General features: G+C 54.4%; 30 protein-coding genes. 10 read left to right on the forward strand and 20 right to left on the reverse strand.

Annotated features, from left to right (window positions below):
• Position 1 precedes the first annotated feature (1 nt).
• The 9 genes from miaB (at position 2) to WC891_07180 (ending at position 6913) form a co-directional block, all read left to right on the forward strand.
• Entirely contained in the window at positions 2–1318 is a 1317-nt protein-coding gene (miaB, locus tag WC891_07140; protein MFA5867717.1) for a tRNA (N6-isopentenyl adenosine(37)-C2)-methylthiotransferase MiaB, read from the forward strand.
• A complete protein-coding gene (locus WC891_07145) occupies positions 1300–1920 on the forward strand; it encodes a phosphoribosyltransferase family protein (protein MFA5867718.1) in 621 nt (206 codons plus the stop codon). The genes miaB and WC891_07145 overlap by 19 nt, the downstream gene beginning before the upstream one ends.
• 3 nt (positions 1921–1923) lie before the next feature.
• Positions 1924–2910 (forward strand): 2-hydroxyacyl-CoA dehydratase, encoded by a 987-nt coding sequence (locus tag WC891_07150; GenBank protein MFA5867719.1) that lies wholly within the window; start codon positions 1924–1926, stop codon positions 2908–2910.
• Positions 2911–3017: 107 nt separating this feature from the next.
• Entirely contained in the window at positions 3018–3389 is a 372-nt protein-coding gene (gene queD, locus WC891_07155) for a 6-carboxytetrahydropterin synthase QueD (protein ID MFA5867720.1), read from the forward strand.
• Positions 3390–3406: 17 nt separating this feature from the next.
• Positions 3407–4093 (forward strand): 7-cyano-7-deazaguanine synthase QueC, encoded by a 687-nt coding sequence (gene queC, locus WC891_07160; GenBank protein ID MFA5867721.1) that lies wholly within the window; start codon positions 3407–3409, stop codon positions 4091–4093.
• Complete coding sequence (locus WC891_07165) at positions 4083–4655, forward strand: DUF366 family protein (GenBank protein MFA5867722.1); 573 nt, start codon at positions 4083–4085, stop codon at positions 4653–4655. Before queC ends, WC891_07165 begins: the two co-directional genes overlap by 11 nt.
• A 4-nt stretch (positions 4656–4659) precedes the next feature.
• The gene (locus tag WC891_07170; GenBank protein MFA5867723.1) at positions 4660–5367 is read left to right on the forward strand and encodes a 7-carboxy-7-deazaguanine synthase QueE; all 708 of its coding nucleotides are present in this window, start codon (positions 4660–4662) and stop codon (positions 5365–5367) included.
• A 6-nt stretch (positions 5368–5373) separates the two neighbouring features.
• Positions 5374–6393 carry a potassium channel protein gene (locus WC891_07175; protein ID MFA5867724.1) on the forward strand — a complete coding sequence of 340 codons (1020 nt, stop codon included), beginning with the start codon at positions 5374–5376 and terminating at the stop codon, positions 6391–6393.
• Positions 6383–6913: an archaemetzincin family Zn-dependent metalloprotease gene (locus tag WC891_07180; GenBank protein ID MFA5867725.1), complete on the forward strand. Its 531-nt coding sequence runs from the start codon at positions 6383–6385 to the stop codon at positions 6911–6913. The genes WC891_07175 and WC891_07180 overlap by 11 nt, the downstream gene beginning before the upstream one ends.
• 146 nt (positions 6914–7059) lie before the next feature.
• Here the strand turns inward: WC891_07180 and dut are convergent, their stop codons facing one another.
• The 6 genes from dut to nrdR all read right to left on the reverse strand — a co-directional run bounded on the left by dut (position 7060) and on the right by nrdR (position 12175).
• On the reverse strand, positions 7060–7491 hold the full coding sequence (gene dut, locus WC891_07185; protein ID MFA5867726.1) for a dUTP diphosphatase: 432 nt from the start codon (positions 7489–7491) through the stop codon (positions 7060–7062).
• Positions 7491–8417 carry a GGDEF domain-containing protein gene (locus WC891_07190; protein MFA5867727.1) on the reverse strand — a complete coding sequence of 309 codons (927 nt, stop codon included), beginning with the start codon at positions 8415–8417 and terminating at the stop codon, positions 7491–7493. Before WC891_07190 ends, dut begins: the two co-directional genes overlap by 1 nt.
• Before the next feature lie 136 nt (positions 8418–8553).
• Entirely contained in the window at positions 8554–9279 is a 726-nt protein-coding gene (locus WC891_07195) for an anaerobic ribonucleoside-triphosphate reductase activating protein (protein MFA5867728.1), read from the reverse strand.
• A 1-nt stretch (position 9280) separates the two neighbouring features.
• Positions 9281–9526, reverse strand: a complete 246-nt coding sequence (locus WC891_07200; protein ID MFA5867729.1) for a thioredoxin family protein — start codon at positions 9524–9526, stop codon at positions 9281–9283.
• Positions 9523–11697, reverse strand: coding sequence for an anaerobic ribonucleoside-triphosphate reductase (gene nrdD / locus WC891_07205; protein MFA5867730.1), 2175 nt, complete (start codon positions 11695–11697; stop codon positions 9523–9525). The genes WC891_07200 and nrdD overlap by 4 nt, the downstream gene beginning before the upstream one ends.
• A 25-nt stretch (positions 11698–11722) precedes the next feature.
• The gene (nrdR, locus tag WC891_07210; protein ID MFA5867731.1) at positions 11723–12175 is read right to left on the reverse strand and encodes a transcriptional regulator NrdR; all 453 of its coding nucleotides are present in this window, start codon (positions 12173–12175) and stop codon (positions 11723–11725) included.
• Between the two features lie 204 nt (positions 12176–12379).
• On the opposite strand from nrdR, the gene lexA reads away from it, so the two are divergent.
• Positions 12380–13006, forward strand: a complete 627-nt coding sequence (gene lexA / locus WC891_07215) for a transcriptional repressor LexA (protein ID MFA5867732.1) — start codon at positions 12380–12382, stop codon at positions 13004–13006.
• Here the strand turns inward: lexA and hflX are convergent.
• The 14 genes from hflX to WC891_07285 form a co-directional block, all read right to left on the reverse strand.
• Positions 12962–14293, reverse strand: a complete 1332-nt coding sequence (gene hflX / locus WC891_07220; protein ID MFA5867733.1) for a GTPase HflX — start codon at positions 14291–14293, stop codon at positions 12962–12964. The genes lexA and hflX overlap by 45 nt on opposite strands.
• Complete coding sequence (locus WC891_07225) at positions 14271–15428, reverse strand: LL-diaminopimelate aminotransferase (GenBank protein ID MFA5867734.1); 1158 nt, start codon at positions 15426–15428, stop codon at positions 14271–14273. The genes hflX and WC891_07225 overlap by 23 nt, the downstream gene beginning before the upstream one ends.
• A complete protein-coding gene (locus tag WC891_07230) occupies positions 15407–15901 on the reverse strand; it encodes an HIT domain-containing protein (protein MFA5867735.1) in 495 nt (164 codons plus the stop codon). Before WC891_07230 ends, WC891_07225 begins: the two co-directional genes overlap by 22 nt.
• Before the next feature lie 6 nt (positions 15902–15907).
• Positions 15908–16723, reverse strand: coding sequence for a diaminopimelate epimerase (dapF, locus tag WC891_07235; GenBank protein MFA5867736.1), 816 nt, complete (start codon positions 16721–16723; stop codon positions 15908–15910).
• Positions 16720–17676, reverse strand: a complete 957-nt coding sequence (gene miaA / locus WC891_07240; protein MFA5867737.1) for a tRNA (adenosine(37)-N6)-dimethylallyltransferase MiaA — start codon at positions 17674–17676, stop codon at positions 16720–16722. The genes dapF and miaA overlap by 4 nt, the downstream gene beginning before the upstream one ends.
• Positions 17677–17678: 2 nt before the next feature.
• Positions 17679–18194, reverse strand: a complete 516-nt coding sequence (gene amrA, locus WC891_07245; protein MFA5867738.1) for an AmmeMemoRadiSam system protein A — start codon at positions 18192–18194, stop codon at positions 17679–17681.
• A gap of 6 nt (positions 18195–18200) precedes the next feature.
• Positions 18201–18914, reverse strand: coding sequence for a MerR family transcriptional regulator (locus WC891_07250; protein MFA5867739.1), 714 nt, complete (start codon positions 18912–18914; stop codon positions 18201–18203).
• Between the two features lie 14 nt (positions 18915–18928).
• Positions 18929–19408, reverse strand: a complete 480-nt coding sequence (locus tag WC891_07255) for an FHA domain-containing protein (protein MFA5867740.1) — start codon at positions 19406–19408, stop codon at positions 18929–18931.
• 15 nt (positions 19409–19423) lie between these two features.
• Entirely contained in the window at positions 19424–19693 is a 270-nt protein-coding gene (locus WC891_07260; GenBank protein ID MFA5867741.1) for a hypothetical protein, read from the reverse strand.
• 95 nt (positions 19694–19788) lie between these two features.
• Positions 19789–20520, reverse strand: a complete 732-nt coding sequence (locus WC891_07265) for a polysaccharide deacetylase family protein (protein ID MFA5867742.1) — start codon at positions 20518–20520, stop codon at positions 19789–19791.
• Between the two features lie 21 nt (positions 20521–20541).
• Positions 20542–20841: a hypothetical protein gene (locus WC891_07270; protein MFA5867743.1), complete on the reverse strand. Its 300-nt coding sequence runs from the start codon at positions 20839–20841 to the stop codon at positions 20542–20544.
• A 64-nt stretch (positions 20842–20905) separates the two neighbouring features.
• Complete coding sequence (ribH, locus tag WC891_07275; protein ID MFA5867744.1) at positions 20906–21364, reverse strand: 6,7-dimethyl-8-ribityllumazine synthase; 459 nt, start codon at positions 21362–21364, stop codon at positions 20906–20908.
• Positions 21365–21397: 33 nt separating this feature from the next.
• Positions 21398–22615, reverse strand: coding sequence for a bifunctional 3,4-dihydroxy-2-butanone-4-phosphate synthase/GTP cyclohydrolase II (locus WC891_07280; GenBank protein MFA5867745.1), 1218 nt, complete (start codon positions 22613–22615; stop codon positions 21398–21400).
• On the reverse strand, positions 22612–23193 hold the full coding sequence (locus WC891_07285; GenBank protein MFA5867746.1) for a riboflavin synthase: 582 nt from the start codon (positions 23191–23193) through the stop codon (positions 22612–22614). The genes WC891_07280 and WC891_07285 overlap by 4 nt, the downstream gene beginning before the upstream one ends.
• Between the last annotated feature and the right edge of the window lie 21 nt (positions 23194–23214).

Genomic DNA, 23214 nt, shown 5'->3' on the forward strand with positions numbered 1-23214 from the left:
TATGAATTTCTACATCAAGACCTTCGGCTGCCAAATGAACAAAGCCGACTCGGAATCAATCGCCGCCATCCTTGCCGGAGCCGGCCATCTGGAAACGCGGGACGTCAAGGAAGCGGACCTTATCGTCGTAAACACCTGCAATGTGCGCGAACACGCGGTTAAACGCGTGCGCGGTCATGTGGATTCCATCAAACCCCGAGCCAATAATGGTTTGCCGCCGTGGATCGCCGTCGGCGGGTGTGTGGGCGAGATGGAGAAAGCGTCTATTTTCTCGTCCTTGCCACAAGTTGAAATCGTCTTCGGTACCTCGTCTTTCCACCTGCTTCCAGAAGCGATAACCGGCCTTGAGGCCGGCCAAACACGCCTTGACCTGACATCCTTTAACGGTGAATTGCCGGGCGACTTGCCGGCCGCGCCTGTCGATCCCGTCAGGGAATGGCTACCTATCAGCCGGGGCTGCGACAATTTTTGCTCTTATTGCGTCGTGCCTTACGCCCGCGGACGGGAACACAGCCTGCCAGCCGACGAGATTATTAACCGCTCCCGCATTCTGTCCGAACGGGGAGTCAGAGAAGTCACGTTGTTGGGACAAAACGTCAATTCGTACGGAAACGACTTGGGGGAAACCAACGCTTTTCCCGTTTTGCTGAAACGCCTGAGCGACGTTGACGGACTAAGGCGTTTACGCTTTCTGACCTCCCATCCCAAAGATATGTCCGACGCGACGATTGCCGCCGTCGCCGAGTACGATAAGGTGTGCGAAGATGTACATTTGCCGCTGCAAGCGGGTTCCGACAGGATTCTTAAGCTTATGAACAGAGGATATGGTTTAGCGGATTACCTAAAACTGGCGTCAAAAATAAGGCAAGCGGTTCCCGGCGTTGCTTTGTCGACAGACCTGATTGTCGGGTTTCCGGGCGAGACGGACGCTGAATTCGGGCAAACACTGGACGCGGTCCGGGAGATCCGGTTCGACGCGGCTTACACCTTTATTTATTCACCCCGCACAGGCACCGCGGCCTCTAAGATGAATGATGATGTGCCCGCCGATGAAAAAGAATCGCGCCTTCGTCGTCTGATTACGCTACAATCTGAGTTAAGCCTGGAAATAAACAAAAGGCTTGTCGGAGAGACGCTTGAGGTCTTTCTCGAAAAGACCAGCCGGCACGGCGGAGGCAGTCTGGCCGGCCGGACAAGAACCAACAAGATCGTAAACTGCCTTGCGGAAATTCACATGATTAACCGGTTCGTAAAGGTAAAGATAGACGGCGTTACTTCGGCCTCATTAAAAGGAACCGTATGTGGCGCGATAGAGTAGAAGCAGGCCGGGCCTTGGCCTCGCGGCTGCGGGACTTGGCCGGCCCTGACACCATCATATTGGGGATTCCCCGCGGCGGCGTCATTGTCGCCGCTGAGACAGCCGCCATCCTCAAACTCCCGATCGACGTGTTGATAACCCGTAAACTCGGCGCTCCCGGCAATCCCGAATTTGGAATCGGCGCCATCGCGCCTGACGGCAAGACAGTCGTTGACGAAGGCTTGATAAAGTATTTGCACGTCACGCCGGATTATCTGGAAAAAGAAAAGTCGACCCAGCTGACCGAGCTTAAGCGTCGGGAGGAACAATACCGGGGCGACACAACCGAGCCCGACTGGACCGGCAAAACACTTGTACTGATTGATGACGGGATCGCCACCGGCGCTACCATAAAGGCAGCGGCTCTTTATGCCAGACGCCGGGGTGCGAAGCGCGTAATCATCTCGGCTCCCGTCGCGCCTTCCGACACCGCCGAGAGGTTAGCCGACGCCGCCGACGGATTTGTTTTTCTCGAAACGCCCGAGTATTTTCAGGCGGTGGGCGCTTTTTACGAAGACTTTTCGCAAACGACGGACGATGAAGTCCGGCAGGCCCTGGCTTAAGCGATGACGCGTTATGTCGGAATAACCTCGACCGTTCCGGTTGAGGTTATCTTCGCGGCCGGAGCGGTGCCGGTCGACCTCAATAACCTTTTCATTTCCTCACTCGATCCTTACAAACTTGTTGAAGACGCCGAGGCGGCCGGCTTTCCGCGTAACTATTGTGCCTGGATAAAAGGCATTTACGGGGCTTTAAGGTCGCGTCCTGAAATTGACACTATTGTCGGCGTCATGCAGGGCGATTGCGGGAACACGGCTGCCCTGATGGATGTCGTTGCCAGTGAGGGGCGGCTGGTGATCCCGTTCGCGTATCCTTCGAACCGAGACACCTCCCTTATATATGAAGAGATAAAGCGCCTCGCAGACGCGTTACATACGGACACAACGACAGCGGAGGAATATCGCCGCGAGCTCGCGGATGTCCGGAACCTTAGCCGGAAACTTGACGAAATGACCTGGCGAGACGGCCTGATAACCGGCCGTGAAAACCACTTTGCCCTGATCGGAACAAGTGATTTCGGGGGCGACCCGGCTGCCTACGCCGCGGACCTGTCGTCTCTCATAGCGGAGGCCGAACAGCGAGAACCGGCCAAAACCTGCGCCCGCCTAGCCTTGTCGGGGGTGCCTCCGATAGTGAACGACCTTTACGATTTGATTACCGGCCGCGGCGCGGACGTCGTGTATAATGAAGTGCAAAGGGAGTTTTCGATGCCTCGCGTCTCCGCGAATCTGTCCGAGCAATACGCTGGTTACACCTACCCTTACGGCGCCATCGCGAGGGCTGCGGAGATAGGAAAACAAGCCAGCGTAAGGAAAGTCGACGGAATAGTCCATTACGTTCAGAGTTTCTGCTACCATCAGCTCGACGACCTGGTTTTTCGTGAAGCTTTTGATTTTCCGGTGCTTCGGCTCGAAGCCGATAAGCCCGGTCCTTTGGACGAGCGGTCACGACTGCGACTGGAAGCTTTTATAGAAACACTAAACGGGGAGTGAAGTGTACGAAGTGAGTTTTGAGGTGAAACTTGAAGTGATGAATACTACTTCACTGCCGTCACTAAAATCACTTTGCTTCAACTATAAAGTTATTGGAGGATCAAGTCATGTACGAGCTAACTGTTAAGACTCATTTTGACGCCGCGCATAGCTTGGCCGGATATCCCGGTGAGTGCGCCCGCCTGCACGGTCATACCTTTAAGGTCGAGGTCGTTGTAGAAGGGGAGGCGCTGAACTCGATCGGCATCGTTTGTGATTTTAAGGATCTCAAGAACAGCGTTAACGAGATTCTCGACCGTTTCGACCATCGCCACATAAACGAAATTCCGCCTTTCGACAAGACCACCCCGACCGCGGAGAATCTCGCCAACTACCTGTACCATGAACTGCGTCGCGCCGGCGGATTTCCACCCGGCGTGAAAATCAAACAGGTCAACATGTGGGAATCTGACAGCGCCTGCATTTCGTACCGGGAATAGACTCTAAGGTGGCGTCAATGCGTTCGATTGTCCTTTTGTCCGCCGGTCTTGACTCTTCAGTTAACCTGGCCATGGCCGCCGCGGAAACCGAGGTCGTAACCGCATTAACTTTTGACTACGGCCAAAAAGCGGCGGCGAAAGAGATAGAACGCGCCAAAGCCATGGCCAAACGTTACAGCATAACCCACTCGGTTATAGATTTGAGCTTTCTGCGAACCCCTCTGAGCGCTTTAACCGGGCCTGAATCCGTGCCAACGATTTCCGAAAACGACCTTAAAAACGGCGGTAAAACCGCCGCTTCGGCGGCCTCCGTTTGGGTGCCCAATCGCAACGGCGTCTTCGTAAACGTCGGGGCGGCCGTGGCCGAAGCGAGTCAAGCCGGACTTTTGGTTGCCGGCTTCAACGAGGAAGAAGCCGTTTCATTTCCAGACAACAGCGCCGACTTCGTTGACGCCGCCAACCGCGCTTTTTCCTTTTCCACCCGAGGTCGCGTCGTGCTGACCTCCTATACACAGGAGCTGGTTAAGGCCGAGATTATCGCCTTGGGGCTAGAGCTCAACGCACCTTTTGACCTGATCTGGTCCTGCTATAAGGCGGAGGAACTGATGTGCGGCGTTTGCGAAAGCTGCGCAAGATTCAAGCGAGCGGCTCGCCAAGCCGGCGCCGCCTATCTCATAGAAGGACGTTTCGCGGTTGATAACTAAACTCATACCCGAGGAATATATATACGACGGTACCCAGTTGAGCAGCCGTTTTATTGCTAAAGTCGCCGAGTTGCCCGGCGACGCGTGCGTCTCGTTTTTCGGCCCGGCCGACGTCCCGACGGATAACCTGGTGGACAAGGAAGACAGGCTTGCCGGGGCAACCATAAAATCCGCGAGAATGGTTCATTTCTTGATAAGAATGGAAGGACGCTCCCTGGAAACGGCCGTGGCCTTTCAGCGCCTGATCATGGCCGGGGTCCTCGAGAACTTGATTAAGATAACGGATCAGGCCGGCTGGGCGCGCGAAGGCGACGATATTTATCTGACGGACAAAACCGGCAAAAGAAAGCTTTCCGTTTCCATCGCCACTACCGGCGGGGCGGGGGATTGTTTTATCCATATCGGGGTGAACGTAATAAGCGAGGGCGCGCCGATCCCGGCGATTGGCTTGGCCGACCTGGGAGTTAACGAACGGGCATTCGCGGACGGCGTTCTTGCCCTGGTCGACCGGGAACTTTCCGGTCTCCTTCACGCGGCCGCCAAAGTAAGGCCGGTGAAGTAGGGAAGTGGCCGCTGGGCGCGTCATCGAGCTGTTTTCCAGCATCCAAGGAGAAGGCCGGTACGCCGGTCGTCCACATGTTTTCGTTCGCCTGGCCGGCTGCAATCTGAGCTGCTCTTATTGCGATACACCAGAATCGCGGTCAACCGCGTCGGGCGCGTCCATAACGCCGAACGCCCTGCTGGATAAGATCGCCTCCGAGTTGCGGAGCTGGCACCACGCGGTCGCCATAACCGGGGGAGAACCGCTATGCCAAAGCGATTTCGTCGCCGAACTATTGCGCCTCAACCTTATCAAAGGCATAGCCGCCAAACCGTTCTTGCTTGAAACCAACGCCAGCCTGCCGTCTGAACTAGAGAACGTCATCGCGTACATTGACATTGTCAGCGCCGACATTAAGCTCCCGTCAGTTTCGGGGACACCGCCTTTATGGGACGAGCAGCGGGAGTTTATAAAGATCGCGTCCCTTAAAGAAGCCTATGTTAAAGTGCCTGTTTCGGCTAAAACTGATGTAATCGAGTTTACCCGGGCCGCGAAGCTGGTAGCCGATATAAATCCAGGACTTCCTTTTTATATTCAGCCGGTCGAACCGTGTGCTAAAATAAATCAGCGCGTCGATTCGTATACGCTGGTCAAACTGCTGAAAATCGCCGGAGAGCGGCTTAGCGACATTTCCGTTATGCCGCAGATTCATAAATACTTAGGGATAAAGTAGGGGCTTGTGACCGCGAAATCTTCAGACTCTTTAAAACACCTGAGAAACGCCGGCTTGCTGCTTGGCGCCATCATTGTCGCTGGCATTGCCGGATACATGCTTATCGAAGGCTGGTCGTTCCTGGACGCCGCCTATATGACGGTCATCACCATCGCCACTGTCGGTTTCAGCGAGGTCCACGCCTTATCGCCCGTGGGTCAGGTCTTCACGATATTCCTGATCGCCTCGGGCGTCGCGGCCGCGGCCTACGTTATCGGCCGTTTTCTTGAATTTTTGCTGGAAGGATACTTTTCTGAGGTCCTGGGGGGACGTTCTATGAAAAAACGTATTGAACAGCTTAAAGGTCACTATATCGTATGCGGTTTTGGCCGGGTGGGCGAACAGGTCGCCCGGGAATTCAAGCGCAGCGGCGCTCCGTTTATCGTGCTTGATCCCAATCCTGACGTTAAGAAATATCTGGACGCCGAGGACGTCTTATACATCCAGGGCGACGCGGCCAACGAGGAAGTCTTGAAAGAAGCTGGGATTGACAAGGCTAAAGGCCTGGTCAGCGTGGTCGACAGCGACGCCGATAACGTTTACGTAACGCTGACGGCCCGCGCTTTGAACGCCGATTTGTTCATTATCGCTAGGGCCAACCTGGAAAGCGCCGACTATAAACTCAAGCGGGCCGGCGCCAACAGGGTTATCAGCCCTTACAGCTTAGGCGGTCGGCGCATCGCCTCTATGGTTCTAAAACCCGTGGTCAGCGACTTCTTAGACACGGTTATGCACGGCGAGAAAATGGAATTCCAGCTGGAAGAGATGACGGTGGGGAAGGACAGCCCGCTAAAAGACTCTTCCGTACGCGACGCCGACATCCGACAGAAGTCCGGCGCGATGGTGTTAAGCATCTACCGCGTCGACGGCCGGTTTGATAGCGACCTTCATGGTGATACCAAGATCGAACAAGGGGACAGGCTGATTGTAATCGGTACGCCCGAGCAGCTGGAGAAGCTTGAGGTAATGAACAAGCATGCCGTATAGTATCTTTGTTCTGCCACTGGGCGAGGTCGACGAAGACATTCTTGAACACATCAGACATACGCTCCATGTGGCTTTCCGTCTTAACGTTCAACTGCTGAAGGGGCGGGCGGTGCCTTTCTTTGCCCTCTCAAATTACCGCCACCAGTTCAGCGCCCCGGCAATCATCCGCCGCATCGCCGGACTTGCCGAACACGAAAACGCCAAAATCCTGGCCGTGACCCCATTCGACCTCTTCGCCCCCCGAACGAACTTCGTTTTCGGCGAAGCGCAGATATCAGGCCCGGCCGCGGTCATATCCTTATACCGCCTCCTCGACGAAGACAGGGATAAGTATTTTAACAGGGTGGGGAAGGAAGCCGTCCACGAAATCGGCCACACTTTCGGCCTGGACCATTGCGACGACGAAAAATGCGTCATGCACTTCTCCCACAACATTGTCGACGCTGATCGCAAACCGCAGACCTTCTGCCGCCGCGACAAAGAACACGTCAATCTAATCATCCACAGCCAAAAAGACTAGGGAATCGTAAATCAGACAGCCATGTTATGTTGCCTAGATCCCCGGGGGAGTAAACAGGAACCTATTCTACCTATGTTATGTTAACTAACACTTCAAACAAGTTAGTTAACATAACATCTATTATGCGAAGTGATTCAAGGGATGGTTCAGACGCCGGTGCTGCCGAAGCCGCCATCGCCCCGGACGGTGTCGGATAGCTCCTCAACAGGCTTAAAAGAGGCTTTAGTGACCTTTTGGATGACCAGCTGCGCAATCTTGTCGCCCCGCGCGATCTTAAACGGCTCAGAATCGTCGAAATTGATTAATATGACCTTGATCTCGCCGCGGTAGCCTGAATCTATTAAACCGGGCCCGTTAACGACGCCGATGCCGTGTTTGGCCGCCAAGCCGCTTTTGGGTTGAACGAAACCCGCGTAACCCTCAGGTATCGCCAAAGCCAGACCGGTCGGTACCATCGCGCGCCGGCCCGGTTCCAGCACAATGTCCACGGAGCTTCGCAGGTCGCAGCCTGCGTCTCCGTCGTGGGCGTAGACAGGCACCTCCGCGCCGCTTTCGAGCAGTTTGACCTCGATCTCCATTAGTTCAGCTCATCCTCGTCTTCCGCAGAGATCACGGCTACGCTAATACGGTCCTTCCCCGCTACTTTTGCTTCTAAAAGGGCTTGATCAGCGCGCTTAACCAGTTTTGCCGTGTGTTTACCGTGCTCCGGGTAGCCCGCGATGCCGACGCTAACCGTGATGGAGGCGTCAAAGCCGTGTCCCGTATCGAAACGATACCGTCTGATTTTGTCCCTTATCCGCTCTGCCAGCGCCCTCGCTCCGACAAGACTGTTCTCGGGCATAATTATTGTGAATTCATCGCCGCCGAAGCGCGCGATGATGTCGATGTCACGGCAAGTTCTCGTTAGCACATCCGCGGTTTCCGCGAGGACCTCGTCGCCTTTGACATGGCCGTAAGTGTCGTTAATGGTTTTAAAATCGTCTATGTCTACCATCAATACGGCTAGCTTGTGCCTGTGTCTTGACGATCGCTTTATCTCGTTGTCGAGCCGCTCTGTAAGATACTTAAAGTTGAAAAGTCTTGTCTTCTCGTCGGTGATGGCCCGCCTCTTGGCCTCCTCGTAGACAACCGAGTTTTCGATCGCCTTGGTAAGCTGGTTGACCGCCAGCCTCAGTACCTCCCCGTTGCCGCGGGCCGCCGACGGATAATCGTCTACCGGAATACACAAGGCGCCCAAGATCACCTTGCCTTCGTTTAAGGGCAGATAGACGTGATCCGACAGCTCAGCCTTGTCTATGTTCATCTTGTTTATGCTTTCGAGTTTCTGGATAGCTTCCGCCTCGTCGTGCTCGCCCATGTTTTTGCTCTCCATGATGATGAACGTCTTCTCGCGGCTGTCCCACACCATCAGCGCGTATGTGTCCAGCTTCAGCATGTTTTCGATAGTGTTCTTGGCGATTTTCCGGAGCTCATCCAAGCGGATTGTTGAGTGTACCTCGTTCACAATTTCACAAAAGGTATTATGGGTCTCATATTTATGTAAAAGTTCTTCCCGCGTCAAAATAATTTCGTCACGGAGCAATTCAATATGTAATTCTTTATTATATTCTATACCCATATTATTCCTTTATGATTTTATTCTATCGAAGTTTTGTGGGTAGGTTTTTGTTACATTCCTCTGCGGCCCGCTCCAAGTCCTTGATCCAATAAGGTTTTACTTTCGCGGCCTCTTCATTGAGAACTCTATCGTTTCTAAACTGCTGAATCGCGTAACGCTCAGCAGACATATTGCCTAGATAATCAGATATTTCGACAATATCGACAAGAGTAACCGCGGCCGGATAAGCGGTCGTTCTGAACTCGTGATGAATCCTAGACCTAATTATAAGGTTTATACTTTCTTCTATTGTAAGTGGACTGATTTGAGAGTTTGTAACAGAACCGTATTTATCAAATACGGCTTTTATGTCCATCGCCACATAGTCCAACAAGCCCTCGGAAATTAAATCCGCCAGAATGTCCGGACGAGAGCCGTTGGTATCTAATTTTACGGGAAGGTCCAGAAATCGAATCCTCTCGATGATATCCCTTAGGCTCGGCGTGAGCGTCGGCTCCCCTCCCGTAATCACCACTCCGTCAATCCAGCCCTGCTTGTCGGTCAGATAATCGGTTATCTCATCGAAAGAAACGGACTTGAGCTTCTCGGGATGTCTTATTAGCTCGGGGTTATGGCAAAACGCGCAGGAGAAGTTGCAGCCGCCAATAAACAGAACTGAGGCTACCTTCCCTTCCCAATCCAGCATGCTGGCCGGTATATAATCCTTAACGGCGCCGTCCAGGCGCGTTTCTACGTCAGTTTTGGTCATGTTAGTTGATGATCCATTCCGCCATCTGCTGACGGCTGGGGACCTCTCCCCTGAACGACGTCAGTTCCCGGCCGCTGTCCTCGCAAACGATGATTGACGGCGTGGCCATCACCCCGTAAAAGGCGCCTTCGGCCAGGCCGTCTATGTCGTCGAGGTTATAGAGTTCAACGTTGGGGGCGCCGTCCAGAAGCGCTTTCGCTTCGGGGCATTTGGGGCATTCTTCTTTCCAAAAAAGCTTTATTTTCATGATGCGGTCACCTCGCTTCTCAGACCGGTTCGGATCCGGTCTTTCAGTTCCGTGACCTTGCCGACGTTCCAAGTCGGCACCTTGGAGTAATATCCGACGATCCTGGTGATGCCGTAGACGTTGGTCGATTCGCAATTCGGACAGGTGTCTTTAAGTCCGCGAGTCGTCGTCCGGCAGTCCTCACAGACCGTGAACTCCGGCGAGAACGCGATCTGCTCGGCTTCGGTGTTCTTGAACGTCTTCATAACGAAAGACTTGATGGCCTTGGGGTCCGGCTCGTGCTCGCCCAACCAGATGTGAATTATGGCGCCCGCCTCGATCAGCGGATGGAACAGGCTCTGCTTCTTGACCCTGTCGATATAGTCGACGGGAGCGTCGGCTGCTAAATGGATGCTGTTCGTGTAGTAATAGTTCGGCGTGTCCGGATTTCCCTTGACGACCTTCCGGGTTTCGTTCTCGAAGTACTTCATGTCCAGTTTGGCCAGGCGGTAACCGGACGATTCGGCCGGCGACTCCTCCAGCACTATCCTGATGCCGTATTTTTCGCTAAGCTTCTTAGCCTCCAGATTCATCTTGGCGATAACGCGCAGGCCGAACTTAAGCGCCTCGTCGGACTCGTGCAGCTGACTGCCGGTAAAGGACTCGACGAGCTCGTTTAAGCCGAGAAGCCCGCAAAGATACGTCATGCGGTCCATCCTTAAATAGGGCGAGCCGTCCTGTGTCGCGCTGAACATGTTCAGCGGCCCGAATTCTTTTAGTTCGACAAGCTGGGTGACGAAATCCCGCTTCTGAACATGCGATTTGGCGACCAGATCCATCGCCCTTTCCACCTCGAGGTGCAGTTTCTCCTCGTTGCCGCGGGCCTTATAGGCGATGCGCGGCAGGTTTATGGTTACGTTCTGCAGAGCTGAAAAACGCATTTTCTCGGGCGTCTTGGTTTCTTTTAGATCTTGCTCGCCGAGCTTGAGTTTCAATCGACAGCACTGGCTGACCGTGCAGGACTCGCCGCGGTCGAATACGAAATACGTTATTCCCTGCTTGGACGCGACTTCGCAGGCTAGGTCGAGAAATTCTTCATGCCCCGGCGTCTCGAACATCTTGTCGTTGATATGGAGCAGCGGTTTCGGAAAGACGAATGTCTTGCCGGTGACGTCGCCTTCCATATACACGTCGAACAGGGCCTTTAAGAAGGTGTTAGCTTCCTCCTCAAAGTCTTTATAGGTCAAACAGCCTTCCGCCGGCTCGTCAAGGTATTCCAGATCGCCTTTCTCACCCCTCATATACTTGCCGCCGGGACCGAGGGCCAGGGTTTCCTCAAAGTGACGAGGCACGCCGTAATACAGGTTGAAGTCGGTGAACGTGACCTGGGCGCCGCGGCTGCCGGCCAGCTGGTTGAACTCGAAGATCAGCATCTGGGCCAGCTGCCTGACGCGCTCGTACGGCAGGTCCATCAGGAGCGGCGCGAAAAACATGTTGACCGCTTCCCACCCGACCGCGCCGGCGTAATGAGACTGCAGCGTCGAAGCCATCTTGACCATATGGCCGATCAAAACCTCGGGGTGCTTGGCCGGACGGGAGACGCTGGTTATGTTGGGCAGGCTGAGGCCGTACTTCTTGACATATTCCAGAGAGTGGCCGCCGCAGTACGGCCTGACAATAAAACCTAAATCATGAAGGTGGATGTCCCCGACCATATGCGCTTGCGCGATATCTTCGGTGAATACTTTCCGGAGGGCGAACTCCTTTAATATCGTCTCGGCCAACGTGAGATTGATGCTTTCCGGGTTGTGTGTCGTATTGCTGTTCTCTTTGTTGGCGTTGAAGATGATCTGTTCCACGTCGTACATCGGCAAACCGATGTGGCTGTGCTTCTTGTGCATCATGGGCAGGTTGCGCTCAAGAAGTTCGATATCGATCAGCTCACGGATGATGCTTGTCGTGACGCGGCGGAAGTTGCTTTCGACGATCTTAGCCTCGACCGTAGCCGCGATCCCCTCAGCCAGGTCCGCGCTGGCGCCTGTCTCGAGGATTAGAGAATTCACGATTTTCGACCGGTCCCAGCTGTTAACTTCGGACTTGCTGGTCGTCGCCACCATCAGGGCGATATCTGTCGCATCGCCCTCCCGCACCGCGCTTTTTACGACGCTGATGCTGCTTGCCGCTGAACTCATAAGCTGTCGCCTCCCTGCCCTGTCCTTACTTTTTGCGGACCTTTTCTATCTCTTGGACGAATTCGCCTTCGTCCTTAAAGTCTTTATAAACAGATGCGAACCTTACGTAGGCCACCTTGTCTATCTTCTTAAGCCTTCTTAAGACCATATCGCCAATCTCGTCGCTTGTTATTTCGTGCTTGAACTGATTTCTGATTTCGTTTTCGATGTCCGACACGACGCGTTCCAGGCTGTCCCGCGGGACTTCCCTTTTAATGGTCGCTCGCAGTAACCCGTCGAGGAGTTTTTGAGTATTGAACGGTTCCCTTTCGTTGTTCTTCTTGATGACGGTAATGGGAACCTCGTCAATCTTTTCAAAGGTCGTGAAGCGTTTGGAGCATTTGAGGCACTCGCGGCGCCGGCGGATGGCGTCGTTCTCATCCGAAGGCCTTGAATCGACCACTTTGCTTTCCGGGTCTCCGCAGTACGGACATTTCATATCAGCCGCTCCCCGTCTGACCTGCAATCACAATATTTTGTGACCGCCTGACCATTATAGACACTACATATTGTGTTTGTCAACGCAAAAAAGAAATATTTCCTAAGAATTTATTCCGGTTATTAATGCGAACGTTTGTTTGCTTTTTAAGTATATCATGTGTTACAGTTTTGCCAAGGCCGAATACAAGACCAAGGAGGTCCGATGGAAAAGGACAAACTGACAAAGCGCCAGAAAGAGATCTTGCGTTTTATTATCAGCGAGGTAAGGAAACACGGTTACCCGCCTTCCGTCCGGGAGATCGGGCAGGCGGTAGGCTTGTCGTCCTCATCGACCGTTCACGCCCATCTTACGAATCTGGAAAAGAAAGGTTACCTGAAACGAGGCCAAGCCCTTCCCCGGGCCATCGGCGTCGTGAAGGACCAAGGCGCCCCGTATACGCCCGATAGCCGCAAGGTAACCGAGGTGCCTTTGGTCGGCCGGATCGCCGCCGGCGAGCCGCTTCTGGCCGAGGAAAACATCGAGGAATATATCCCCTTGCCGCCCGAATTTACCCGCGACCGCGACTGCTTCATGCTCCGCGTAGCCGGCGAAAGCATGATTGAAGCCGGTATTTTAGACGGCGACTACGTGGTTGTCAGAAATCAATCGACGGTTGAAAACGGTGAGATAGCGGCGGTCATGGTCGAAGACTCGGCGACGGTGAAGCGTTTTTACAAGGAACGCACCCAGTTCCGCCTGGAACCAGCCAACAGCGGGATGAAGCCGATTCTTACCAAAGAAGCGTCAGTCCTCGGTAAGATCATCGCCGTCCTCAGGCGGGTCGACTGACGCGTCTCTGTAACCCGTGTATTTGGTCAGCTCCGGCAACAACGGCCGGGGCACGTCGGCGACGATCGCCAATCCGTCGCCGGCCTGGTTCTCCATAATTATTTCCGAAGACGCGTATATCTTCTCCAGCAAGCCTTTTTCGGCGGTCGGGATATAAAGGCTGACTCTGATTCTGCCCTTGGAGGCCTTGTTCGCTATCGCCCCTACCAGATCGTCCAACCCGGCGCCCGTCAACGCTGAGACGAAAACCGCTTCCGGATACTCGCGTTTAATTCGCCCCAGCTCTTCCGGTTCGCTTCTATCCATTTTGTTGAACACGTTCAGCCTTATCACATGACCGGCGCCAATACCGTCCAAAACGTCCTCGACCGCGGCCGCTTGCGCCCGCCAAGCCGGATCAGCGAGATTGATAACATGGAGAAGCAGGTCTGCCTCCCTCACGCCGTCCAAGGTTGACCTGAAAGCCGCCACTAGTTCGTGGGGCAGCTTCCTGATGAAACCGACGGTGTCCGACAGGACGATCTCCCCGCTGCCGAATTTAGGCAGCGGCGGCACCGCGAGTTTGCGGGTCGTGCTGTCCAGTGTGGCAAAAAGCTTGTCTTCGACCAAGACGTCAGCGCCGGTTAGCTTGTTTAACAGCGTGGATTTACCGGCGTTGGTGTATCCGACCAGGCAGACCTCGAACACGCCCCGTTTCTTGCGCCGCTTGCTCTGCGTCGCGCGCACTTTCACCAGTTGATCAAGTTCCTTTTTTAAGTGTCTGATCCGCGACTGGACGCGCCTGCGGTCGATTTCGAGTTTCATCTCTCCGGGTCCCCGCCGGGTTCCTATGCCGCCGGCCATCCGGGACATTTCCAGGCCTTTGCCTCGCAGTCTGGGCAGCCGATATTCGTTCTGGGCTAATTCGACCTGAATCGCGCCCTCCTTGGAGCGCGCGTGGCGCGCGAAAATATCCAGAATGACGCCCGTCCTGTCGACGACTCGGATCCCCGATGCGTCTTCGATGTTTCGCTGCTGGCTGGGCGACAGTATTTCGTTGAATATCAAGACGTCCGCTTTTAGGTTCTTGCCCAGGCGGCCCAATTCTTCGGCTTGGCCCGGACCGATGAAAGTGCGGGGATGGATGGAGTCCCGGTTCTCGATGACGGTTTCGACGACGGCGTCACCGGCCGTCTCGGTCAACGCCTTTAGTTCCGCCAGCGAACCGGTGATTTGTTCTTCTGTCGCCCTCGGCAGCTTTATCCCGACGAGTAGGGCTCTTTCTTTAGAGGTGACGCTGTATTCGATCGAGAGCCTCCTCGAGGCGGTCGTCCTTGACCGTTAACGAAAGTCTTACATAGCCTTCTCCGGACGGCCCGTAGGCGTTGCCCGGAGAGACTACGACGCCCGCCTTCTCTAAAACCAGCGTGGCGAATGAGGATGACGTATGTCCTTCGGGAACCGGCGCCCAGACGAATACCGTCGCTTTCGGCCGTTCCACCTTAACCCCGACCGCCTGTAGTACGTCAACCGTCTTGTCCCGGCGCCGCTGGTAAATCTGCCGCATCTCTTCGACGCATTCCTGCGGTCCGTCCAGGGCGGCCACGCCGGCCAGCTGTATCGCGTTGAAAATACCCGAGTCGATGTTGGTTTTTACCCGGCCCAGCGCTTCGATGATTTCCGGACAACCGGCCAGCCAGCCTATCCGCCACCCGGTCATGTTGTAGGTCTTTGATAAGCTGTGAAATTCCGCGGCCGTTTTCATCGCGCCCGGTTCGGCCAGGATGCTGACCGGCTGGTATCCGTCAAAGGTGATCTCCGAATAAGCGAAATCGTGGCAAACGGCGATTTTGTGCTCGCTCCCGAAGGTTAGGGCGCGACGATAAAGGGCTTCTCCCGCGATCGCCGCGGTTGGATTATTTGGATAGTTCAAAAGCATGATCGTCGCCTCTTCGGCCGCCCCCTGTTCGATTAGGTCGAAGTCCGGGTTGAATCCGCTATGGGCGAGCAATGGCATATGGACAGCCTGCCCTCCGGACAACATTGAGCCGATCTCGTATACCGGATAGCCGGGGTCCGGCACCAGGGCGACGTCTCCCGGATCGACCAAAGCCGTGAATATGTGTGCCAAGCCTTCTTTGCTGCCGATGAGAGGCAAAATCTCGGTTTCCGGGTCCAACCTGACGCCGAACCTTTTGTCGTACCAGCGCGCTATCGCCTCTCGAAACGCTGGCAGGCCGAAATACGAAGGATAACCATGATTGGCCGGGTCTTTTACCGCCCGGCACATAGCCTCGACGATGTGCGGCGGCGTCGGTTCGACCGGATCGCCGATGCCTAAACTGATGACGTCGATCCCTTGCGCCTTTTTCTCGGCGATCTTCCTGTCGATTTCAGCGAACAGATAAGGTGGCAAATGTTTTATTCTGTCGGCGATTTCCACGCTTTTTCCAACCTTTCGTATGTCTCTTCCATAGATTCCGATATAACCCGGGTGTCTGTCAGGACAGGCATGAAATTGGTGTCCTGCGCCCAACGAGGAACCACGTGAACATGGATATGGTCCCCGAATCCCGCGCCGGCCGCTTCGCCGATGTTCATGCCCACATTAAAGCCGTCCGGATTAAAAACCTTCTTGAGCGTTGCCATCACCCTCCTGACGAGGGAAAACAGCTCCAGCATCTCCGCGTCCGACAAATCCTCCAGGTTGCCCGTATGCTTATATGGCGCGATCATTGTATGCCCGCCTATATACGGATAGAGGTTTAAGAGGACAAACGCGTGTTCTCCTCGATGGATGATAAAATTCGCGGCGTCGTTTTCCTCGCCCTGGCCGGGCTTTACGCAAAATATACAGCCGTCCACATTGCCTGTTTCGATGTATTTAATCCTCCACGGCGCCCAAAGCCTATCCATGTTGCGCTAAATCCCTCCCATTTTTCCGCGGTAAACAAGGTTCGCTCCGCCTTCTATATATAATTTACCGTCCTCAGCCCACTCGACCAACAAATTGCCGCCCTCCAGGGCGACCGTCGCCTGTTTTTCGGTTCTCCCCGTTTTCGCGGCGGCCGCCAGGCTGGCGGCCGCGCCGGTGCCGCAGGCCGAGGTTTCGCCCGCGCCCCGCTCCCAAACGCGCATATTGAGCGAGCCGGGGCCCGTTACCTCCACAAACTCAACGTTGGTCCGGTCGGGAAAGGCTTTGTGGCATTCAATCAGCCGGCCGATTGTAACCACCGGCGTCTCCTTAACGTCATCGACAAATACGACGGCATGCGGATTGCCTATATCCAGCGCGGTCACTATCAGCTCGTCATAACCGACAGGAAGGCTTTCCTCGATCATCTTGAATTCGGGCGACCCGAGATCGACGCGCATCAGGACGGCCTTGTCTCCGTCCGCCTCCCTTATTTCCACGGTCATCAAACCGGCTCCGGTCATGACGCGCATCTTTTGCCGGCGGGCGAAACCGGTGTCATAGACGTACTTGGCCGCGCAGCGTATCCCGTTACCGCACATTTCCGCTTCGCTGCCGTCGGCGTTTAGGACGATCATCGCGAAATCCGCCCCGTCCGCCTTCTCCAACAGCAGGACACCGTCTGCGCCTATGCCCGCCCGCCGGTCGCATAAACGGACCGCGTCGTCTCCTTTTATCTCTATCTTCCCGTATAAACCATCAATAATAACAAAATCGTTTCTCAAGGCCTCGGCCTTGACAAACTCCAACCCCGGTGAGATCAAGATACTCCTTTGCCGATTGATTTTAAGTACAATACTACCTCATCCGCGAGTTCCGCCGCGCCGTCTTTAACATCCGGCTCCAACCAGACGACTCGCGGATCCGCCTTGAACCAAGTCATCTGACGCTTGGCGTAGGCGGACGTCGTCTTAATTACTTGCTCGACGGCCTCGTCCATTGTCAGATGTCCGTCTATATACTGTTTGAGCGTCGCATAACCTATCGCCTGGGCCGCGTTACGGCTGATAAGGCGGTCTCCGGCAAACAGCTGCCTGGTTTCCTCAACCCAGCCTTTTTCTATCATCCGGTTCGTCCTAACGGCAATCCGCCGTTTCAGTTCTTCTTTTTCGTAGTCCAAGCCCATAAAAACCGTGTCGTATAACGACCGCCTTTTCTTGAAAGACCCGGCTACGTCGCTGTATTTTTTACCGGTCAATTCATAAACCTCAAGCGCCCGAATGACACGCCTGGTGTTGTTGACGTGGATGTTCGACGCCCCGACCGGATCTATTTCCCTTAGCCGGCTGTGCAGCTTGAAAGCACCCAGTTCTTCCGCTTCCTCTTGCAGCCTCATTCTTACCTCGCTTGTTTCTTGTGTTTGCGGGAAATGCAGATTGTCTACAGCGGCGCTAACATACAAGCCGGTCCCGCCCACAATTATCGGTATCTTGCCGCGCTCAATAATATCCTCGATCGCCGCCCGGGCCAAGCTTTGAAACAAGGCCGCCGTGCAGTTCTCGGATGGATCCATGATGTCGATCAGGTGATGCCGAACTCTTTCCCGGACCTCTGTCGGCGGTTTGGCCGTGCCTATATCCATGCCTCTATAGACTTGCATACTGTCGGCCGAAACAACCTCGCCGCCGAGCCGTTCGGCGAGGATCATAGCGACTGCGCTTTTGCCCGAAGCCGTCGGCCCAACGATAGCTAATACCAACGATTCAACCATAGCCATGTTTATCTATACCTTGTCACGGTAAAACGATACATCTTAACCTCTTCTCCAGGGGTCAAACCAGCTTTCCGTCGGCATATGCTTAGCTGCTCTTCAACGCTGTCAACGCCTTCGATATCGGGCAGAAGCAACCCTTTCCGGCCTCGCGCTTCCACGATAAGGCCGTATATCGCCGTATCGAGTTCCGCCGTCGACTTGATCGGCTCCGGTAGACCAAGAATATCGACCGAATACTCCAATGAGTCAAGCTCGTCTTCCGTTACGGGTATAAATCTGGGGTCGCCAACCGCGGCTGAAATAGCGTTTTGAATGATTTCGGCTGCCGCCGATTCCTGTTGGGGTTCAATCGTCCCGATGCAGCCTCGCAGACAACCTTCTTCTTTAATGGAGACAAACACGCCGCGAGGAGCAGCGGAGCTGCTTGGGATGTCAGCCGGAAGATCCATTATGCGACAATCGCGGACATACGCTTCGACCGTCTCTTTGGCCAGTCTGACCTCGAAGCTCGTCGCGCCCATCGCTTTTTAGTCGATCGCGTCGCGCAGTTTGTTGGTAAGGAGTGTTTCCCTTAGTTCTTTGGCCAAAGCCGCCAGGTCTTCCAGTGTCTCTACAGCCCGGTCCCTGGCATCCTCGCTTCTTTGCTGCAGGGTAGGCGCAATAATCTGCGTTAAGAACGACGCTTCGCGCTCGGCGAAGTTCTCGTACATCTTGAGATGTCTGGGTTCAACTCCGTGACGGCTCATACTCCTAACGAGGTGCATGACGCGAACGTTGCCGGCGTCGAAAGCCTTTCCCTTCTCACCCTCTTGGGTTTCCACCAGCCCGTACTGCATCAGTTCGTTGATCTCCCTGGCGCTCAAACCGGCCGCTTCGGAGGCCTCTTCCATCGTCATGGTCTTGCCTTTATCCGTCAGGTCGTGAGTTACCTCGGTCTTCTCGTCCTTACCCGTCAGCAAGTCAGCCGGACTTAAGCGGCCTTTGGCGAGTTCCCTGACCTTATCCCTGATCACTTTGAGTGGAAGGTACTGCTCTTTTTGCAAGCGGAGGATCAAGCCCAGCGTTTCAATGTCCGCTTCCGTGAAGCGGCGATAGCCGCCTTTGCTCCTCTTGGGATTCAGTAACCCTTCGTCTTCCAGGTATCTGACCTTGCTTATGCTTAGGTCCGGATACTCCTTTATTAGCGAATCTACAACCGCGCCGATGCTCAAGTAACCCTTCTTAAGAGTTCTGCTGCCCACTGTCTTGTCCCCTCCTATGCGCCGCTACGCGGGATTAGGTACATCATTTTGAACTTCCCCACCTGGATCTCGTCCTGGTCGTTCAGAACCGCCCTCTCGATCTCTTGTCGGTTCAGATAGGTGCCGTTCAAGCTGCCGTTGTCATAAAGAACGTAGTCGTCTTCCTCGCGCACGATCCTGGCGTGCTCACGAGACACGGTTATGTCCGATAGGAAAATGTCCGCTTCCGGATGCCGGCCGAGCAGCACGTCTGTGCCTTCCAGGCGATACGCCTCGCCTTTGTTCGGTCCGTTTAGGATCATCAAAACCGGGACGTCCGCTCTGAGCTCGTCGATGGACAGAACGACCTTGTCTTCTTTCCGTTCGATCTCAACCTCGTGGGGAGAGTAGATGATGGTCGTGTCTTCAGGCGATTCACTCATCAAGGCGGCGCCGCAATCTGCGCAAAACCTGGTGTCTGCCTCGTTGTCCTTACCGCACGCGTGACATTTCATGACTTATCCCCTCGCTTATTCGGCGAACTTAAAATCCCAATCCTTGAAAGCTTTGCTCAGTTCCTCCTCAATGGCTTTCAAGACTTCCGGATCGTCAAGTACTTTGTCTATCTGGGCCTCGTTGACCCGATTTCTGACATAGGGGTCGTTCAGTATAGCGTTAACATTTCGGCCCTGGTGAAGCTCCCTTATGATGTAGTGAAGAACCCTTTCTTCGGCTACGTTGATCGAAGCTTCGTCGAGGATCTTTTTAATGGCCGCTCGCAGCCCGTGTTCTTGCTCCATATTCGCCTCCGTTCGCTGATAAGACAAAAGATATACTATAGGTTTAGATAAGGCGCTTCCATTGTACTAAACAGACCTTGTCGGCGCAATTATATTCATTCTTCAGCGTTCAGCACTTCTGTTATTGTGACCAGCTCATATCCTTGGCTTCTGATCATATCGACAACTAACGGCAAAGCCAAAACCGTACCTTCTCGGCTGCCTCCGTCTTTCTTGACGACCCCGCCACCGTCGTGAAAAAGAAGCGCCGCGCCCGGTTTTATGGTCTTTCTTAGCCGGCGTAAGATATGTTGCGGGCCAAGGTTCATCCAATCAGCCGCGCTCGCGGTCCACATGATAATGGAATAGTCTTTTGACAAAAGTACCTTTCTGGCTTCGTTGGGCAATATGCTTCGCGGCGGACGGAATAAAACCGGCTTGCGCCCCAAAGCCGCCGTCAGCGCTTGCTCGCCCATCTCTATCTCACGGACCAAAGCATCCCCTTTCAGGAAAACCAGATTTACGTGGTGATAAGTATGGTTGCCGACATCGTGTCCTTCCGCCACGGCCCGAGCCGCGATCTCAGGGTACGCCTCGACCATCGAGCCGGTCATAAAAAAGGTTGCTTTAGCTTGTTTTTCTCTTAAAATGTCAAGAATACGCGGTGTGTATTCGGGGCTGGGCCCGTCGTCGAAGGTGAGAGCAATGATCTTTTTGTCACTGGGGCCACCTCTCCAAACACCTTCCTGCGGCCCCAGACCGTGGTATTCGTAGTAGTGGATATATGATCTGACGGTTATACCGGCGATAATGATTATAGCCGCTATGATTATAATCGCCGTTTGCATCCGTCTCTATTTCGGCGGCGTCTAAAAGAGGTCTTCGTCGGTGTCGTCAGGACTGGTGCCGGCGGCCTCACCGGCCAGAATCTCGCTCAAACGATCGATGTCAGAACGGGTGAACAGCTTCTCGCCTTTGTTCTGCTTGGTTTTCAAGCGGCGGACCAGTTCCGCCCGAAGGACGTCGATCTTGCCGTGTATCACGCGGCGACGGTAAGAGATTTTCTCCTCTTCCCGATAGAGCTTGTCCAGCATATTCTTAAGTTCCTTGTCGTCCATGCCGGACAGTTCATCAGCCAGCCTGTTTTTGTCGATGTTTTCCGGGCTCAATATGTCCTCCCTCAAGCTCTATTCTATAGCCTGGCTACGCATACTGTAAAGCGATTAAACCTGCCTAGTCCAGCGACTTTAATGTCCGGGCCATGGCAACGGCCGTATAGGCGGCGTCGGCGCCCTTGTTGCCGTGCTTTCCGCCCGCCCGGTCCTTGGCTTGCCCGACATCGTCGGTCGTCAGCACGCCGAAAGAGACGGGCACCCCCGTATCGTAAGAGGCCCTGGCCAGCCCGGCGGCCGTCTCCGCCGCAACGTAATCGAAGTGCGGAGTCTCGCCGCGAACCACCGCTCCCAACGCGACCACAGCGTCATAACGACCGGATTCCGCCAGCTTCTTAACAACCAGTGGCAACTCGTAACAGCCGGGTACGTTAAAAAGTTTGACGTTTTTGGCCTTGGCCATCTTCAGAGCGTCCAAGGCGCCGGCGGTCAAAGCCTCGGTTATCTCAGCGTTAAAACGCGCTGCGACGACCGCGATATTCATACCTGATCCGTCCGGTATGTTTTCCGACGTAAACATCTTCTCAGTTGCCATGCTTCTTTTAAGGCCTCTCTAAATCTTTAAGTCATCCTCGCTGAGATGGTGCCCCAGCTTATCTCTCTTGGTTTTTAGGTATCTGACATTGCCTTTGTGAACCTTTACTTTCAACGGCACCCGCTCGGTTACCTCTAATCCGTAACCTTCGAGACCGACGATCTTTCGCGGATTGTTCGTCATCAACCTGATGGTTGTCAGCCCGAGATCGGCCAGAATTTGCGCCCCTATTCCATAATCGCGCAGGTCGGCGGGAAAACCGAGAGACAGATTGGCTTCGACTGTGTCCTGGCCTTGGTCTTGAAGCTCGTATGCTTTTAGTTTGTTAAGAAGGCCTATGCCCCGGCCTTCCTCGGCCATATACAGAAGAACGCCTGTGCCTTCCTTCTCGATCAACTCGAGCGCGGCCTCAAGCTGGTCGCCGCAATCGCACTTTAGCGATTTGAAAACGTCGCCGGTCAAACACTCAGAGTGTACTCTGACAAGAACATCTTTCTGTCCGCTGATATCGCCTTTTATCATCGCCAGATGGGCTTTGCCGTCCAGAAGCGACCGGTAAGCTAAGGCGCGAAAGAGGCCGAACCTTGTCGGCGCCTCGACCTCGGCTTCCTTGACGATCAACCTTTCTTTGCGCCGCCTGTATTCAATCAGGTCGGCGATGGTAATCATCTTCAAATCGTGCTCCGCGGCGACCTTCTTAAGTTCCGGCACCCTGGCCATAGTGCCGTCTTCTTTCATGATTTCGCAGATTACGCCGGCCGGATACAAACCGGCTAGACGCGCCAGGTCAACAGCCGCTTCCGTGTGTCCGGCCCGTTTCAAAACGCCCCCGTCCCGGGCGCGCAACGGAAAAACATGGCCCGGCCGGCTTAAATCGTCCGGTTTTGTTTTCGGATTGACCACAGCCTTGACGGTCTCCGCCCGGTCATGGGCGGAAATACCTGTTGTAATCTTGGATTTGGCGCCTATGCTTACGTAAAACGCGGTCTCCTGGGCGGATGTATTATCCTGGACCATCACGGGTATCTTAAGCTTGTCCAGCCGCGCCCCTTCTACCGGCAGGCAAATCAATCCGCGGCCGTGCCTGGCCATAAAGTTAATGGCGGCCGCAGTAGCCTTCTCCGCGGCCATGACGAAGTCTCCTTCGTTTTCACGGCTCTCGTCGTCCGTGACTATTATTAACTTGCCCTTCTTGATGTCGGCTAAAGCCTCTTCTATTGTGGCAAATCCGCTCATGGTTGCTTCCTGATATATCTAGCCAGCATATCCACCTCTATATTCACAGTTGAACCGACTTGTTTGCTGCCCAAGGTGGTCATCTTCAAAGTGTGCGGGATAAGCGACACCGTAAACCAGTCCGGACCGATATCGATAACGGTCAAGCTGATGCCGTCGATGGCTATCGAACCTTTCGAAGCGACGAACTCCATTAACGAAGCATCCATAGTGAACTTCATGACGATGGCATTTTTCTCCTCGCGCATCTCGGCAACGCGTCCGGCCGTATCGACGTGGCCGCTGACAAAATGGCCGCCAAGTCTATCCCCGATCATGAGGGATTTCTCCAAATTAACCGGACTTCCCGTTTTGAGTTCGCCCAAGTCGGTTTTTCTCAGCGTCTCCGGCATAACGTCGGCCGCGAAGCCATCCTTGTCGTTAAGCTCGGTAACGGTTAAGCAAACACCGTTGACGGAAATGCTGTCCCCGATGCCGACGTCCTTTAAAAACCCGGGCGCGTCGACGACAAGTTTGGGAGATTCGCCCGTGTCGACCCTATTGGTTTTTCCAAGATATTCGATGATTCCGGAAAACATATTCTCTTCTTCCCCTGTTCC

The organism is Actinomycetota bacterium, from assembly GCA_041658625.1.
Lineage (GTDB): Bacteria > Actinomycetota > JAHEXW01 > JAHEXW01 > JAHEXW01 > JBAZZW01.